At 71.4% G+C, this 14671-nt stretch carries 16 protein-coding genes; 12 read left to right on the top strand and 4 right to left on the bottom strand.

The window, feature by feature from the left end; all coding sequences use genetic code 11:
- Window positions 1-233: 233 nt before the first annotated feature.
- Window positions 234-569 (bottom strand): STAS domain-containing protein, encoded by a 336-nt coding sequence (locus ABGB05_RS36380; RefSeq protein ID WP_347658579.1) that lies wholly within the window; start codon window positions 567-569, stop codon window positions 234-236.
- Between the two features lie 440 nt (window positions 570-1009).
- On the opposite strand from ABGB05_RS36380, the gene hemL reads away from it, so the two are divergent.
- From hemL to mqnP, 10 genes are all read left to right on the top strand, one after another.
- A complete protein-coding gene (hemL, locus tag ABGB05_RS36375) occupies window positions 1010-2344 on the top strand; it encodes a glutamate-1-semialdehyde 2,1-aminomutase (protein WP_347658578.1) in 1335 nt (444 codons plus the stop codon).
- Window positions 2341-3006: a histidine phosphatase family protein gene (locus tag ABGB05_RS36370; RefSeq protein ID WP_347658577.1), complete on the top strand. Its 666-nt coding sequence runs from the start codon at window positions 2341-2343 to the stop codon at window positions 3004-3006. Before hemL ends, ABGB05_RS36370 begins: the two co-directional genes overlap by 4 nt.
- A 2-nt stretch (window positions 3007-3008) precedes the next feature.
- Window positions 3009-3599 carry a TlpA disulfide reductase family protein gene (locus tag ABGB05_RS36365; protein ID WP_347658576.1) on the top strand — a complete coding sequence of 197 codons (591 nt, stop codon included), beginning with the start codon at window positions 3009-3011 and terminating at the stop codon, window positions 3597-3599.
- Window positions 3599-4429, top strand: coding sequence for a cytochrome c biogenesis protein CcdA (locus ABGB05_RS36360; protein ID WP_347658575.1), 831 nt, complete (start codon window positions 3599-3601; stop codon window positions 4427-4429). Before ABGB05_RS36365 ends, ABGB05_RS36360 begins: the two co-directional genes overlap by 1 nt.
- The gene (locus ABGB05_RS36355; protein WP_347658574.1) at window positions 4429-6081 is read left to right on the top strand and encodes a cytochrome c biogenesis protein ResB; all 1653 of its coding nucleotides are present in this window, start codon (window positions 4429-4431) and stop codon (window positions 6079-6081) included. Before ABGB05_RS36360 ends, ABGB05_RS36355 begins: the two co-directional genes overlap by 1 nt.
- The gene (gene ccsB, locus ABGB05_RS36350) at window positions 6081-7076 is read left to right on the top strand and encodes a c-type cytochrome biogenesis protein CcsB (protein WP_347658573.1); all 996 of its coding nucleotides are present in this window, start codon (window positions 6081-6083) and stop codon (window positions 7074-7076) included. The genes ABGB05_RS36355 and ccsB overlap by 1 nt, the downstream gene beginning before the upstream one ends.
- 89 nt (window positions 7077-7165) lie before the next feature.
- On the top strand, window positions 7166-7795 hold the full coding sequence (locus tag ABGB05_RS36345) for a LysE family translocator (protein WP_347658572.1): 630 nt from the start codon (window positions 7166-7168) through the stop codon (window positions 7793-7795).
- Between the two features lie 97 nt (window positions 7796-7892).
- Window positions 7893-8297 (top strand): hypothetical protein, encoded by a 405-nt coding sequence (locus ABGB05_RS36340; RefSeq protein WP_347658571.1) that lies wholly within the window; start codon window positions 7893-7895, stop codon window positions 8295-8297.
- 105 nt (window positions 8298-8402) lie between these two features.
- Window positions 8403-9866, top strand: coding sequence for a menaquinone biosynthesis decarboxylase (locus tag ABGB05_RS36335; RefSeq protein ID WP_347658570.1), 1464 nt, complete (start codon window positions 8403-8405; stop codon window positions 9864-9866).
- A complete protein-coding gene (mqnP, locus tag ABGB05_RS36330) occupies window positions 9863-10774 on the top strand; it encodes a menaquinone biosynthesis prenyltransferase MqnP (RefSeq protein ID WP_347658569.1) in 912 nt (303 codons plus the stop codon). The genes ABGB05_RS36335 and mqnP overlap by 4 nt, the downstream gene beginning before the upstream one ends.
- 42 nt (window positions 10775-10816) lie before the next feature.
- Here the strand turns inward: mqnP and ABGB05_RS36325 are convergent, their stop codons facing one another.
- On the bottom strand, window positions 10817-11788 hold the full coding sequence (locus ABGB05_RS36325; RefSeq protein WP_347658568.1) for a terpene synthase: 972 nt from the start codon (window positions 11786-11788) through the stop codon (window positions 10817-10819).
- Between the two features lie 205 nt (window positions 11789-11993).
- Here ABGB05_RS36325 and ABGB05_RS36320 point away from each other — a divergent pair, with 205 nt between their 5' ends.
- Window positions 11994-12623, top strand: a complete 630-nt coding sequence (locus tag ABGB05_RS36320) for a UbiX family flavin prenyltransferase (RefSeq protein WP_347658567.1) — start codon at window positions 11994-11996, stop codon at window positions 12621-12623.
- A gap of 215 nt (window positions 12624-12838) precedes the next feature.
- On the opposite strand, the gene ABGB05_RS36315 is transcribed toward ABGB05_RS36320, so the two are convergent.
- Window positions 12839-13120, bottom strand: a complete 282-nt coding sequence (locus ABGB05_RS36315) for a BldC family transcriptional regulator (protein WP_347658566.1) — start codon at window positions 13118-13120, stop codon at window positions 12839-12841.
- A gap of 248 nt (window positions 13121-13368) precedes the next feature.
- On the opposite strand from ABGB05_RS36315, the gene ABGB05_RS36310 reads away from it, so the two are divergent.
- Window positions 13369-13836, top strand: coding sequence for an Lrp/AsnC family transcriptional regulator (locus ABGB05_RS36310; protein ID WP_347658565.1), 468 nt, complete (start codon window positions 13369-13371; stop codon window positions 13834-13836).
- 145 nt (window positions 13837-13981) lie between these two features.
- Here the strand turns inward: ABGB05_RS36310 and ABGB05_RS36305 are convergent, their stop codons facing one another.
- Complete coding sequence (locus ABGB05_RS36305; protein WP_347658564.1) at window positions 13982-14605, bottom strand: putative glycolipid-binding domain-containing protein; 624 nt, start codon at window positions 14603-14605, stop codon at window positions 13982-13984.
- Window positions 14606-14671 lie beyond the last annotated feature (66 nt).

The raw sequence follows: 14671 nt of genomic DNA, 5'->3' as shown, positions 1-14671 counted from the left end.
GGGGCGGATCACCCGCTCTGGGCGGTCAGGCTTGATCCCGCTGGGGTGCGGCTGCCTGAGGTTCGTCGTGGTCGGGCTTGGGGGTTGGGGGCGGATCACCCGCTCTGGGCGGTCAGGCTTGATCCCGACGCGGGCGATCCGCCCCCAACCCCGTCCGGCTCATTCTGGTCGCGCTGGCAATCCGGCCGTCGGCCGATTTGGCTGGGTGTTGGACCGGTCCGACTGACGCCGGTTCAGCCGGTGGACTGCTCGTTGCGGATCATCAGGGCGGAGCGGAGTCCGGTGATGTCCAACACCCGCAACAGGAAGTCGCCGACATTGGTCAGCATCAGCAGACTCTGTGCGTGGCTGGCCTTGCGGCTCAGTACCACCAGGGTGCCGAGGCCCTGCGAGTCGCAGAAGGTGACGTCGGCCAGGTCGAGGACGATCCGGGACGGTGCGTCGGTGAGCACCTCGTTGACGACGCTCGACAGCCTGCCGGCGGTCAGCATGTCGATCTCGCCGGCGAGGCGCAGGATCGCCTCGTCGGGATTCCGCTGGACCGCGATGGTCAGCTCCGCACGGTTCACCCGATCAGCCTATCGCGACCTGGCCGAACCGGCCTGTTGGTAACTGCCGGCTGTCCGTCCGGTATCCGGCAGACTGCCGGACTCGAGAACACCCACTCCGGCTCTGACCGGACAGGCGTGTCCCGGTTCCGAGGCCAGACCGAGATCGGGTGCGGTGGTGTGGCTGCGGAGCGCGAGCCGGACAGGGGTTGGGGGCGGCGGCGTCCGCGCGGAGAGCAAGCCGGGCAGGGTTGGGGGCGGATCGCCCGCGTCGGGATCAAGCCTGACCGCCCAGAGCGGGTGATCCGCCCTCAACCCCCCGACCACGCCCACCCACAGCCGCCTCAACCCCCCGACCACGCCCACCCACCCAGCCGCGCCCAGGAACCCGGAGTGACCCGGGCGACCCGTGCAGGGGTGGCTGCCGGCCGGCCAGATGGCGCTGACAGAATGGCGAGACCGTGAGCGCGAACCCTGCCGGACCCGGCCGCTACCCGGCCGACGCCCCGGCCTCCCAGGCCCTTTTCGACCGCGCCCGTGCCATCGTGCCGGGTGGGGTGAACTCCCCTGTCCGGGCCTTCCTGGCCGTGGGTGGTACGCCCCGGTTCATGGCACGGGGCTCCGGGCCGTGGCTCTTCGACGCCGACGGCCGGCGGTACGTCGACCTGGTCTGCTCGTGGGGGCCGCTGGTCCTCGGGCACGCCCACCCGGAGGTGGTGGCCGCGGTGCAGGCCGCCGCCGCGCTCGGCACCAGCTTCGGTACGCCGACCGAGGGTGAGGTCGAGCTGGCCGCCGAGATCGTCGCGCGGACCCCGGTGGAGCAGGTACGACTGGTCAACTCGGGTACCGAGGCGACGATGACGGCGATCCGGTTGGCCCGGGGCTATACCGGCCGCAGCAAGATCGTCAAGTTTGCCGGCTGCTACCACGGACATGTGGACGCCCTGCTCGCGGCGGCGGGTTCCGGGGTCGCCACGCTCGGCCTGCCGGACTCCCCCGGGGTGACCGGCGCGGCGGCGGGCGAGACGATCGTGCTGCCGTACAACGACGTGGCGGCGGTGGAGGCGGCGTTCGCGGCCCAGGGGTCGGAGATCGCCGCGATCATCACCGAGGCCGCGCCCGGCAACATGGGCGTGGTGGCTCCCCGGGACGGTTTCAACCAGGCGTTGGCCCGGATCGCGCACGCCAACGGCGCGCTGCTGATCGTCGACGAGGTGATGACCGGGTTCCGGGTCTCCGCTGGTGGCTGGGCCGGGCTCGACCCGGTCGACGCCGACCTGTTCACGTTCGGCAAGGTGATGGGTGGTGGACTGCCGGCGGCGGCGTTCGGTGGGCGTACCGAGGTGATGGCCCGGCTGGCGCCGGCCGGTCCGGTCTATCAGGCGGGCACCCTCTCCGGTAACCCGCTCGCCTGCGCCGCCGGCCTGACCACGCTGCGGCTGGCCGACGAGGCGGTGTACCGGCGACTCGACGAGTCCGCCGCGACGGTGGGCCGGCTGGCGAGCGAGGCGTTGGCCGCCGCAGGGGTGCCGCACCGGCTGTCGTACGCCGGGAACATGTTTTCGATCTTCTTCACCGACGCGGACGTGGTCGACTACGCGAGCGCGCGCGGTCAGGACGTCGCCGCGTTCAAGGCGTTCTTCCACACGATGCTGGCCGGCGGGGTCTACCTGCCGCCGAGCGCCTTCGAGTCGTGGTTCGTGTCGACGGCGTTGGACGACGCCGCGCTGGAACAGTACGCGGCGGCGCTGCCCGCCGCGGCGGAGGCTGCGGCGGCGGCCGGTCACGGGGAATGACGGGGGATGACGCGGTGAGCACCACGGTGGTCCACGTGCTGCGGCACGGCGAGGTGTACAACCCGGAAAAGATCCTGTACGGGCGGCTGCCCGGTTACCGCCTCTCCGAGCTGGGTGTGCAGATGGCGAAGGCGGCGGCGCAGGCGCTCGCCGACCGCGACATCGCGTACGTGGTGGCCAGTCCGCTGGAGCGGGCGCAGCAGACCGCCGAGCCGATCGCCGCCCAGTTCAACCTGCCGGTCGGGGTCGACGAGCGGCTGATCGAGAGCACCAACTGGTTCGAGGGCAAGCGGGTGTCCCCCGGGGACGGCTCGTTCCGGGATCCGCGGAACTGGTGGGTGCTGCGGGATCCGGTGACCCCGTCCTGGGGTGAGGCGTACCGGCTGATCGCCGAGCGGATGTTCGGGGCGCTGCACGCCGCCCGGGTGGCGGCCGAGGGGCGGGAGGCGGTCTGCGTCTCGCACCAGCTGCCGATCTGGACCCTGCGTCGGCATGTCGAACGCAAGCGGCTCTGGCACGATCCGCGCAGGCGGCAGTGCGGGTTGGCGAGCCTGACCTCGTTCCATTTCGACGGCGCCAAGATCGTCGGAATCGGCTACTCCGAGCCGGCGGCGCACCTGGTGGCGATGTCGCCGAGCGCCCGGACGGCCAAGGGAGCTTGACGATGAGTCGTCCCCGGCGTGTCGGTCTCGGCGTTTCGCTCGTCGCCGCCGCGTCGTTGGCGCTGACCGGCTGCTCGGGTGGTGACGGCGGCCGGTGGCAGGACGACTGTACGACGACCGACGGCGTCATCGAGTGCGCGCCGGAGCACCGGCCGGCGGCCCCGAAGGTCGCCGGCGAGTTGCTCGACGGCGGCAGCTACGACCTGGCGCAGGACCGGGGCCAGGTGGTGGTGGTCAACTTCTGGGGTTCCTGGTGTGCGCCCTGCCGGGCGGAGGCCGACGACCTGGAGGCGACCTACCAGGCGACGAAGGACCAGGGCGTCCGGTTCGTCGGCATCAACATCCAGGACGGCCGGGACAAGGCCCGGGCGTTCGAGGAGGCGTTCAAGGTCACCTACCCGAGCCTGTTCGACCCGCCGAGCCAACTGGCGCTCGCCTTCGACATACCGCCGAACTCGATTCCGGCGACTGTGGTGCTGGACCGGGAGGGGCGGATCGCGGTGGTGATCCGGTCGTCGACCAAGCAGGAGACGCTGCAGCCGATCGTCAGCCGACTCGCCGGGGAGCAGTCGGCCGCGGGCGGGCCGGGCTGATGGGCGAGACGTTCGCCAGCATCGCCGAGAGCGGTCCGCTGCTGCTGGCCATCGGCGCGGCGGCGCTCGCCGGGCTGGTCAGTTTCCTGTCCCCGTGTGTGCTGCCGCTGGTGCCCGGCTACCTGTCGTACGTGACCGGGCTGGCCGGCAACGACCTGGAGCGGCGGGACGCGGCGGACGGCCCGGGCGCCGGCCCCGAGGCTGCCGGTGGGGTCGCGGTCGCGACCCGGCCGACCCGGTCCCGGGTACGGGTGCAGGGGCGGGTGCTTGCCGGCACGCTGCTCTTCATCGCCGGCTTCACCGTTGTCTTCACCCTCACCGCCGTACTGGTCACCGCGCTGGGTCAGGCGTTGTTCGCGCACCAGCGACCGCTGGAGATCGTGGTCGGTGCGGTGATCGTGGTGTTGGGCCTCTCCTATCTCGGGCTGATTCCCGGCATGCAGCGGGAGTTTCGGATCCGGCGGCTGCCGGACGCCGGCCTGCTCGGCGCCCCGGTCTTCGGGGCGGTGTTCGCGCTCTCCTGGGCGCCGTGTGTCAGCCCGACCCTCGGCGCGGTGCTGGGCATGGGTACGGCGAGCGGCCAGGCCGACCGGGCGGTGGTGCTCGCGATCGCGTACTGCCTCGGCCTCGGGGTGCCGTTCATCGTCTTCGGGTTGGGGTTCCACCGCCTGCTCGGGCTGTTCCGGGCGGTGCGCCGGAACAGCCGCTGGGTGACCCGGGTCGGCGGCGTACTGCTGATCATCATCGGGCTGGCGCTGATCACCGGTGGCTGGGGAGAGATCAACATCTGGTTGAAGACCACGGTCGGGGTGGGCGAGGTGAGCATCTGATGTCGACCGTGGACGACCGCCCGACCACCGGGCCGGAGGCCGTCGAGGCGCCCGGGCGTCGGCGTACCGCGGCACCGCTGGCCCTGCTGCGCAACTCGTGGCGGCAGTTGACCAGCATGCGTACCGCGCTGGTCCTGCTCTTCCTGCTCGCCGTCGCCGCGATCCCGGGTTCGCTGCTGCCACAGCGCAACGTCAGCCTCGAGAACGTCCAGGGCTTCCAGCGGGACCACCCGGACTGGTATCCGATCGTGGACCGGCTCGGCGGTTTCGACGTGTACGCCTCGCCGTGGTTCTCGGCGATCTACGTACTCCTGTTCACCTCGCTGATCGGCTGCATCGTGCCGCGGCTGCGCGACCACGTCCGCGCGCTGCGGGCGGTGCCGCCGGCGGCGCCGAGGCGGCTGGACCGGCTGCCCCGGCACGCGGTGCTGACCGACCCCGACGTCGACCTGGCCGCGGTCGCGGCGATGCTGCGGAAGCGGCGCTGGCGGGTGGCGGTCCAGGGCGACACCGTGTCGGCGGAGAAGGGTTACCTGAAGGAGACCGGCAACCTGCTCTTCCACATCTCGCTGATCGGGGTGCTGGTCGGCGTCGGGCTCGGCTCGTGGTATGGCTGGCACGGCAACCGACTACTGGTCGCCGGCCCGGACAACGCGTTCTGCAACACGCTGCAGCAGTACAGCGAGTCGAAGCTGGGGCACCGGTTGGACGGTGATCGCCTGCCGCCGTTCTGTCTGGAGCTGACCGACTTCGAGGCCGGGTTCCTGCCGACCGGGCAGCCGGAGTCGTTCCGGGCCAAAGCGCTGCTGAAGGAGCAGGGCCGGGCGCCGCGTCCGGTGAGCTTCTCGGTGAACGATCCGTTGCGACTGGGCGGTGGGACCAGCGTCTACCTGCTCGGGCACGGCTACGCGCCGATCGTGCGCTACACCGACCGGTACGGGAAGTCGCAGACCAGCGACGAGGCGTTCCTCAGCATCGATGGGAACCTGACCAGCGAGGGTGTCGCGATCTTCCCGGACGTGAACATCGACCCGAAGACCGGGGAGCGTGCCCCGGACCTGCAGGTCGGCTTCGAGGGGCTCTACCTGCCGACCACTCCGGCGCAGGGGCCGTTCGTCCGTTCCGAGTACCCGGCCGAGCGGTCGCCGGGGCTGATGCTGATCCCGTACCGGGGCAACCTCGGCCTGGACGCCGGGATTCCGAACTCGGTCTACTCGCTGGACCGGCGGCAGGTCGACAACGGTCGGCTCAAGCAGGTCGGCGAGGGCAAGCTGCTACGGCCGGGTGAGAAGTGGACGCTCGACGACGGTACGACGGTGGAGTTCCTCGGCACCCGCCCGTACGCCACCATCTCGGTCCGGTACGACCCGGGCGAGACGATCGTCCTGGTCAGTTCGGCGCTGCTGCTGCTCGGGCTGATGCCGGCGCTGTTCGCCCGCCGCCGTCGGGTGTGGTTCCGGGTGGTTCCGGTACCCGCCGACACGTCCACGACGGATCGTAGTAGTTTGGTGGAGGTCGGCGGGTTGCCCCGTACCGACTACTCAGGCTTTGCCGAAGAGTTCGACCGGCTCGTCGCCGCCGCCCGGAACGACCGGACGGCGACGGGGTCGCCCCGGAACGACCGGACGGCGACGGAAGAGGAGACCGACTGATGGCTGCGCTCTCCGACCAGCTCCTGGCGGTGGCGATTCTGGGCTACCTGCTGGCCATGATCTGCCACGCCGCCGAGTACGCCTTCGGCAACCGCAGCCGGGTCGGCCGGGCGGCGCTCCGGCCGGAGCGGGAGTTGGCGCTGGTCGGCGCCGGCGCGCCGGCCGACTCCGCAGCCGGCCCGGACCCGGTCGTGAAGGTGCCGGCCGGCTCGACGCCCGGCGGGACAGCGTCGACCCGGGTCGCGCTGCTCGGGCGGGCGGCGGTCGCGCTCACCGTCGTCGCCGCCGTGCTGCACCTCGCGGTGCTGGTCACCCGTGGGGTGGCCGCGGACCGCATGCCGTGGGGCAACATGTACGAGTACGTGCTGGCGGTCACCTTCGTCGGCACCGTCGCCTGGCTGGTGCTGCTGCACCGGCGGCCGACGGTCCGGCACCTCGGGCTCTTCGTCACGCTCGCCATGGTGCTGCTGCTCGCGGTCGCGGGCCTGGTGCTCTACGTGCCGATCGTGCCGTTGGTGCCGGCGCTGAACTCGTACTGGTTCGTCGTGCACGTCTCGGCGGCGGCGCTCTCCTCCGGCCTGTTCCTGCTCGGCGCGGTGCCGGCGGTGATGTACCTGATCCGCAACGGGTACGACCAGGGCAAGCGCAGTTTCCCGTACACCCTGGGGGCCCGGGTGCCGGCCGCCGCCAGTCTGGAGCGGATGGCCTTCCGGCTGCACGCCTTCGCGTTCCCGATCTGGACCTTCGCGGTGATGGCCGGCGCGGTCTGGGCCGAGGCGGCCTGGGGTCGGTACTGGGGTTGGGACCCGAAGGAGACCTGGGCGTTCATCTCCTGGGTGGTCTATGCCGGCTACCTGCACGCCCGGGCCACGCCCAGCGTCAAGCGTCCGGTCGCGACCTGGATCGCGGTGATCGGCTTCCTGACCATGCAGATGAACCTGTACGGCGTGAACATCTTCTTCGAGGGTCTGCACTCGTACGGCGGACTCGACTGAGTCGTCGCAGGGGCAGGGTGCCGGGCCCGGAGTGTTGGTCGACCGGTGACCTGCCGGCGTGGGTGGCCGGCTGATCTTACGCTCGGGCGATGTCGTGGACGGCGTACGGGACGTTCCTGGTCTTCGCGGTGGCGCTGGTGCTGGTGCCCGGTCCGGACTTCGCGGTGGTGACCCGGAACACCCTGGCCGCCGGTCGGGGCCGTGGTGCCTGGAGTGCCATCGGGGTGGCCAGCTCCAACGCCGTACAGGGCAGTGCGGCGGCGGCCGGGCTGGGTGCGGTGATCCTGCAGTCGCAGCCGTTGTTCCTGACCATCAGGTGGTTGGGCGTCGGTTACCTGACCTTCCTCGGGATCCAGGCCTGGCGGTCGGCCTGGCTCGGCCGGTACCCGAGCCTGAACGGTGACGGTACGACCCTGCCCGGGCAGGCCGTCGTCGGGTGGCGGCAGGGTTTCCTGTCCAACATCACCAACCCGAAGGTGCTGGCGTTCTACCTGGCGGTGCTGCCGCAGTTCGTGGCGCCGGGGGCGCCGGTCGCCGTACTGCTGGTCTTCGCGCTGAGTCACGCGGTGCTGTCGCTGCTCTATCTGCTGCTGCTGGTCGGGGCGCTGCACCGGGCCCGGCGGCTGCTCTCCCGACGTCGGGTACGCCGGGCGCTCGACGGGTTCACGGGCGCCGCGATGCTCGGTTTCAGCGCCCGGCTCGCCACCGAATCTGCCTGACCGGCCCGACCAACAAATCTAGCTGTTGACAAGATGCTCGTCCAGGGATCAATCTTGACAGCGGAAAGTTCCGCTCGTCGTCCCGTTGGAGCCCCTGATGACACCCGCCACCCAGACCACCGCCGCCATCCTGCTGATCACCGTGTCGACGATCGCGTTCGGCGGACTCTCCCTGCTCATGCACCTGGTCCGCCGGATACCCGGCTACCTCGACAATCCGGTCCGCCGGGGCCTGTGGACCGCCGGGCACGCACACGCCGGGGTGCTGGTGCTCTTCGCCCTCGTCGCCCTGCTCTACCTCGACCGGACCGGGTACGGCGCCGGCACGCTGACCCTGATCCGCGTCCTCTTCGTCGCCGCGCCGATCCTGATGCCGCTCGGCTTCTTCCTGTCCGTCGTACGCCCCTCGGACACCCGACCCAACGGGTTGATCTGGCTGACCGTGCTCGGCGGGGTGAGCCTGACCGTGGCCACCCTGTTGCTCGGCTTCGGTCTGCTGTGACCGGGCGGCGGTGACTGGCCACGCCCACCCGGGTCGGCACGGCCGGGGTCACGCCGAGGGACCCGGGTCGGGCCGCTGGACGGGGGGTGCGACAGACTAGCGGCCATGGCGGCTCGTGGCTTCCCGTACGACGATCTCCGGGCTTTTGTCGGCGCGCTCGAAGGCGCCGGCGAACTACACCGGGTCCCGGTACCGGTCGATCCGACCCTGGAGATCAGCGAGGTGGTCACCCGGACGGTCCGGGCGCACGGCCCCGCGCTGCTCTTCGAACGCCCGACCCGGGGCGAGATGCCGGTCGCGGTCAACCTCTTCGGCACCGAGCGTCGGATGGCGATGGCGCTCGGCGTGGACCGGCTCGACGAGATCGGCGACCGGATCGGCGCCCTGGTCAAGCCGGAGCTGCCGGTCGGCTGGTCGGGGATCCGGGAAGGGCTCGGCAAGGTCCTGCAGCTCAAGTCGGTGCCGCCGCGGAAGGTGAAGACCGCGCCCTGTCAGCAGGTGGTCTACCGGGGCGCCGAGGTCGACCTGAACCGGCTGCCCGGCCTGCAGGTCTGGCCCGGTGACGGCGGCATCTTCCACAACTTCGGGCTGACCCACACCAAGCACCCGGAGACCGGCAAGCGCAACCTCGGCCTCTACCGGCTGCAGCAGCACTCGCACAACACGCTCGGCATGCACTGGCAGATCCACAAGGACTCGACCGCCCACCACGCCGTCGCGGAACGGCTCGGCCAGCGGCTGCCGGTGGCGATCGCGATCGGCTGCGACCCGGTGGTCAGTTACGCCGCCTCCGCGCCACTCCCGGGCGACATCGACGAATACCTCTTCGCTGGTTTCCTGCGGGGCGAGCGGGTCGAGATGGTCGACTGCCTGACCGTGCCGCTGCAGGTGCCGGCACACGCGCAGATCGTGCTGGAGGGTTACCTGGAGCCGGGGGAACGGCTGCCGGAGGGCCCGTTCGGTGACCACACCGGCTTCTACACCCCGGTCGAGCCTTTCCCGGTGCTGCACATCGAGGCGATGACCACCCAGCGGGACCCGATCTACCACTCGATCATCACGTCCAAGCCGCCGCAGGAGGACCACGGCCTTGGCAAGGCCACCGAGCGGATCTTCCTGCCCCTGCTCAAGCTGCTGATCCCGGACATCGTCGACTACGACCTGCCGACCGCCGGGGTCTTCCACAACTGCGTGATCGTCTCGATCCGCAAGCGCTACCCGAAACACGCCCAGAAGATCATGAACGCGATCTGGGGCGCCCACCTGCTCTCGCTGTCGAAGCTGATCGTGGTCGTCGACGACGACTGCGACGTGCACGACTACGCCGAGGTCGCCTGGCGGGCCTTCGGCAACGTCGACTACTCCCGCGACCTGCTGCTCACCGAGGGCCCGGTGGACCACCTGGACCACGCGTCGTACCAGCAGTTCTGGGGTGGCAAGGCCGGCGTGGACGCGACCCGCAAGCTCCCCACCGAGGGCTACACCCGAGGCTGGCCGGAGGAGATGACCATGTCGCCCGAGATCCGGGCACTGGTCGACAAACGCTGGAAGGAGTACGGGGTCTCATGACAACGACGGCAGCGGTGGCGGAGGCGCCGGGGCGGGTCAGGTCCTTCCTGCGGCTGGTCATGATCGAACACTCGGTCTTCGCCCTGCCGTTCGCGTACCTCTCGGCGTTGACCGCCATGGAGCTGCACGGTGGCCGGGTCCGCTGGGGCGACCTGGCGCTGGTGACCGTCGCCATGGTCGGCGCGCGGACCTTCGCGATGGCGGCGAACCGGATCATCGACCGGCGGATCGACGCGCGCAATCCGCGTACCGCCGGACGGGAGCTGGTCACCGGGAAGGTGAGCGTCCGGACGGCCTGGACCGGCGCGATCGTCGCCCTGGTCGTCTTCCTCGCCGCCGCGGCCGCGCTCAACCCGCTCTGCCTGGCCCTCGCCCCGCTCGCGGCGATCCCGCTGGTGGTGTACCCGTACGGCAAGCGGTTCACCGACTGGCCGCACGCGATCCTGGCGCTGGCCCAGGCGGTCGGCCCGGTCGGCGCCTGGCTCGCGGTGACCGGCACCTTCGACGGCTCCGGCCCGGCGTGGCTGCTCGGCGCGGCGGTCGGGCTCTGGATCGGCGGCTTCGACCTGATCTACGCCTGTCAGGACACCGAGGTGGACCGGGAGATCGGGGTACGCAGCGTCCCCGCCCGGTACGGCAAGCGGTTCGCGCTGCACGCCTCGACGGTGGCGCACGTGGTGACGTTCGGCCTGTTCCTGTGGTTCGGTGCGGTGGTCGGGCTGGGCTGGCTCTGGTGGGTCGGGCTGGCGGTCACCGCGGTCGCCTTCGGCTACCAGCACCTGGTGGTCACCCCGACCGACCTGTCCCGGGTCAACCGGGCCTTCTTCACCGCCAACGGGTTCGTCGCGATCACGCTCTTCGTCTTCGCGCTGCTCGACCTGGTCGTCCGGTTCCACCTCGGGGTCTGAACGGCCGGCCGGGACACGGGCGTCCGGGTGACGGCGCCGGGGTCACCGGTTGACGGTCAGGGCGTCGGCGTAACGGGCGCTCTCCAGCGACCAGTCCATCGTGCCGCGTACCGAGTTCGCCACCCCGTCGAGGTAGCGGCCGAGCGCGTCGTCCAGGTCGGGGCCGAAGGACGGCACGGCGGCACGCAGCGGACCGAAGTCGCGCATCGCCTCCCGCCAGCGCCGGACCACCAGGGGCATCGCCGCCTCGACCGTGATCCGCTGCTCGCGGGCGACCGCCAGCACCAGGTTGTGCCCGCCCGAGGTGGCGGCGTCCCGGTCCAACGACAGCAGGTCGTTGAACCAGGAGAGCAGGTCGTTGGCCTTGTCGGCGACCGCGCGTACCGCCGGGTGGTGGTAGACGGCGTCCGGTACGGGGCACCCGGTGGCGAACTCGATCAGGGCGTACGAGACGTACGCCGCCGACGTGGCCCGACGCAGCGGCACGTAACTGGCGACATCGGGCCGCCGACCGGTCGCCTTGTTGCTCGCCTCGGCCACCACCCCGTGGAGGTGGTGTGCCACCGCGTCGACGAAGCGGGCCCGCCAGCCGGCGGTCATCCGGTGCCGGGGCGTCTGCCAGGCGTGGGTCAGCATCCGCCGCAACGGGCCGGGCAACGCCTCCGGGCGAACCGGTGACTCCCCGCGCAGCAGTCGGAGCACCTCGGCGCAGAGCGCGCTGACCTGCGCCGGCCGGGGGGTGCCGGTGCCGTCGCAGGCGTCGTCGAGGAGGAAGAACCAGAGGAACAGGGCGGTGAGCACCCGCAGGTCGGCTTCGCTGGCGTCCGGGTAGAGCCGGCCGGCGTACCGGGCCACGCCGCTGCGGGCCAGCCGCTGCCGGGCCGCCGGGTCGAGCGGCCCGTCGACCCGTTCCACCCAGTCGAGCAGCCAGTCCTGGACCGGATCGGCGAACGGGGACAGCCGCCCGGGAATCGGACAGTCGAGTTCGGCGACCCAGGACGGGAGCCCGGCCATCCGGTCCTCCTTGCTCGCACGGGTGACGTACGCGAGCAGGATTTCAGGTTCGACGGGCGGGGTGGTCCCCGCCGCCCTTGTCGGATCTTGCAGTTGGTGATGATCCGGTCACCTGTCTGTGCTTTGCGCCGGTGCGCCCGGTGGTCTGGCCCGGGGGTGGGGGTCGGCTGGTCGGGCCGGAAACGGTTCGGGCAGGCTGGAGGGTATGCGACGGCCGTGGGTGATCGGTGTCTCCGGAGCCTCGGGTACGCCGTACCCGGCGGCGGTGCTCGGCGCGCTGCTCGACGCCGGCGAGGCGGTGGATCTGGTCGTCTCCAGGGCGGCCCGGTTGACGATCCTCGACGAGACCGGGCGGCCGTTCCGGGACGCGCACTGGAAGGACGACCTCGCCAGCTGGCTGGGACGCGACCTGTCCGACGCGGACGTGACGTACTGGCCGGCCGGGGACATCGCCGCCGGGCCCAGCAGCGGGTCGTATCCGACGCGGGGCATGGTCGTGGTGCCGGCGAGTACGGCGGCGTGCGCCGGGATCGCGATCGGCCTCTCCAAGGACCTGCTGCAGCGGGCCGCCGAGGTCAACCTCAAGGAGCGCCGGCCGGTGGTGGTGGTGCCGAGGGAGACTCCGGTCACCCGCAGCCACCTGGAGCACCTGATCACGTTGCACGACGCCGGCGCGGTGGTGCTGCCGGCCAGCCCCGGCTTCTACGGTGCCGGTGCCGGCGCGACCGCCGGGCAACTCGTCGACTTCGTCGCCGGAAAGGTGCTGGACGCCATCGGCGTACCACACACGCTGTTCCAGCGCTGGGCCGGCGAGCTCGGCGCCGACCGGAGCTGACCCCGGCCCGCGTCACCCGGGACGCAGTGCGCTTCCGCGTCACCCCGGCCGCGGTGCGTCGACGGCGGTGATCCGCGGCCGGTCCGATCCGTGCCGGCCCCGTGCACCGCAACCGACGCCGGAGCTGGCTGCCCCGGCTGTCCGGCGGCCGGTGTCTGGCCGACGTACCGCCGCCGCGACGACGGTACGCGCGTCCAGGGCCCCTGCCCGTCCGGTCAGTGCATCCCCATGTTGCCGGCGCCGGCTGGGCCGGGGCCGCTCGGGGTCGCGGGACCGGCGTTCCGTGGCCGGTTCGCGATGCCGTCGTCGACCTCGTCGAGCATGCCCTCGCCCTCGAGCAACGCGCGCACCTCCGACTCGCGGAAGCGCCGATGCCCACCCGGTGTCCGGATGCTCCCGATACGCCCGGCCGCGGCCCAGCGTGTCACGGTCTTCGGATCGACGCGGAAGAGCGCTGCCACCTCGCCCGGTGTCAGCAGACGATCTCCTGTGTCCACAGCCCCCTCCTCGCGTCTACGAAGCCCCCGGACTGGTAGGACCGTCCCTGTAACACATGCTTGCCAGAGCCTTCGTTTAAGGGACGTACGGCAATTACAACACCGCCGGGATGTCGTGTCCGGCAAACGCGAAAACGTACTGTCTGTGAGGTTACTCGGCACGATTTACGGCATTCGCGCGCCTTTGTCAGCAACAATGTCGCTGCCGCTCGCGGCGCCTCCGTCGACTCCGACTAGGGTCTCACCTCGTGGACTCCATCGACCTGACGCTCGTGGAGCTGTTGCGTGGCAACGCCCGACTCTCGTACGCCGAACTGGCCCGCCAGGTGGGCCTGTCCGCGCCGGCGGTGCACGAACGGGTGGGCAAGCTCGAGGCCGGCGGCGTCATCCGGGGCTACCGGGCCGAGGTCGAGCCGGAGGCGATCGGGCTCGGCGTGACGGCGCTGATCGGCATCGTGCAGGACTCGGGCGGCGACACGGACGACGTGCTGGCCGCGATTCGGGACATGCCGGAAATCGAATCCTGCTACTTCATGGCCGGCGTCGAGTCGTTCCTGCTGAAGGCGCGGGTAGGCACAATTGCCGAGTTGGAACAGCTGATTCTGCGGCTGAACCGGACCGCCGGGGTCGCCTCGACCCGGACCGGGGTGGCCCTGTCGACCAAGTGGGAGAACCGGCCCCAGCCGGTCACCCCGCCCCGCCCCGGACCGGCCTGACCGCCGGCCTGTCACGCTGCTGGGCGCGGATCGGGCCCGGCCGCTGTTCCGGTGCGGCACTCCGCGACGGCTCCGACCAGCCGAGCCACCACTGTGGAAACGTGGCCCGGCTCCACCGGGGTCTCCGAGAGCCGGAATCCGGCTGTCAGGCGCCGCGTTCCGCCAGACCGGGATAGTTCCGTACGTAGCCGTCCGCGTCGAGGGCGAGGTCGGCGGTGAAGCCCGTGACGGCGAAGCGCACCGTCCGCGTGTCCAGTGCCGTGTACGTCTGCTCCACCGGTAGCACCTGCAGGCTGGGCAGCAGCACCCAGACGACGGTGACGGTCCGGGTGGTCCCCGGGGCGGCCTCGGTGAGCCGCAGTCGACGTACCGGAAGGGTGTTGAACAGCGGGGAACCGCTCAGGTCCACGTCGACCGCCTCGGCGAGCCGTTCCGGCTGCTCCGTACCGGGGAAACCGGCCGGCGGTCGCCCGGTGGCGGCCAACGCGGCGTCCAGGTCGCCCTGTTCTGCCGTGGTGGCCCGCCACCGGCCGGCCGCGCGGACCAGCCGCAGCGTACGCAGCCACCCCGCGCCCTCGCAGCTGACCTCGAATCCCTCGGTCGTCCAGTGCTCGTCGGTGCGCAGCTCGTAGCGACAGGTGAACGGCACCGGATCAACCGCGAGCAGGGTGCCCCGGGCGGAGAGACCCCGACGGTCGTCGACGGTGACATGGTCGGCGCCGGGCAGGTCGGTACGTACCCAGAACAGCGACTTCGGCAGGCTCGACATGCCTACGGAGGCTACCGGCCCGGCCGACGTCGGGACCGGACAAGCCGGAACCGGCGGGGGCACCGG

It is taken from the genome of Plantactinospora sp. B5E13 (genome assembly GCF_039871775.1).
Classification (GTDB): Bacteria; Actinomycetota; Actinomycetes; order Mycobacteriales; family Micromonosporaceae; genus Plantactinospora.
The sequence above is the reverse complement of the archived record's forward strand: the minus strand, read 5'-3'. Positions and strand labels throughout refer to the sequence as shown.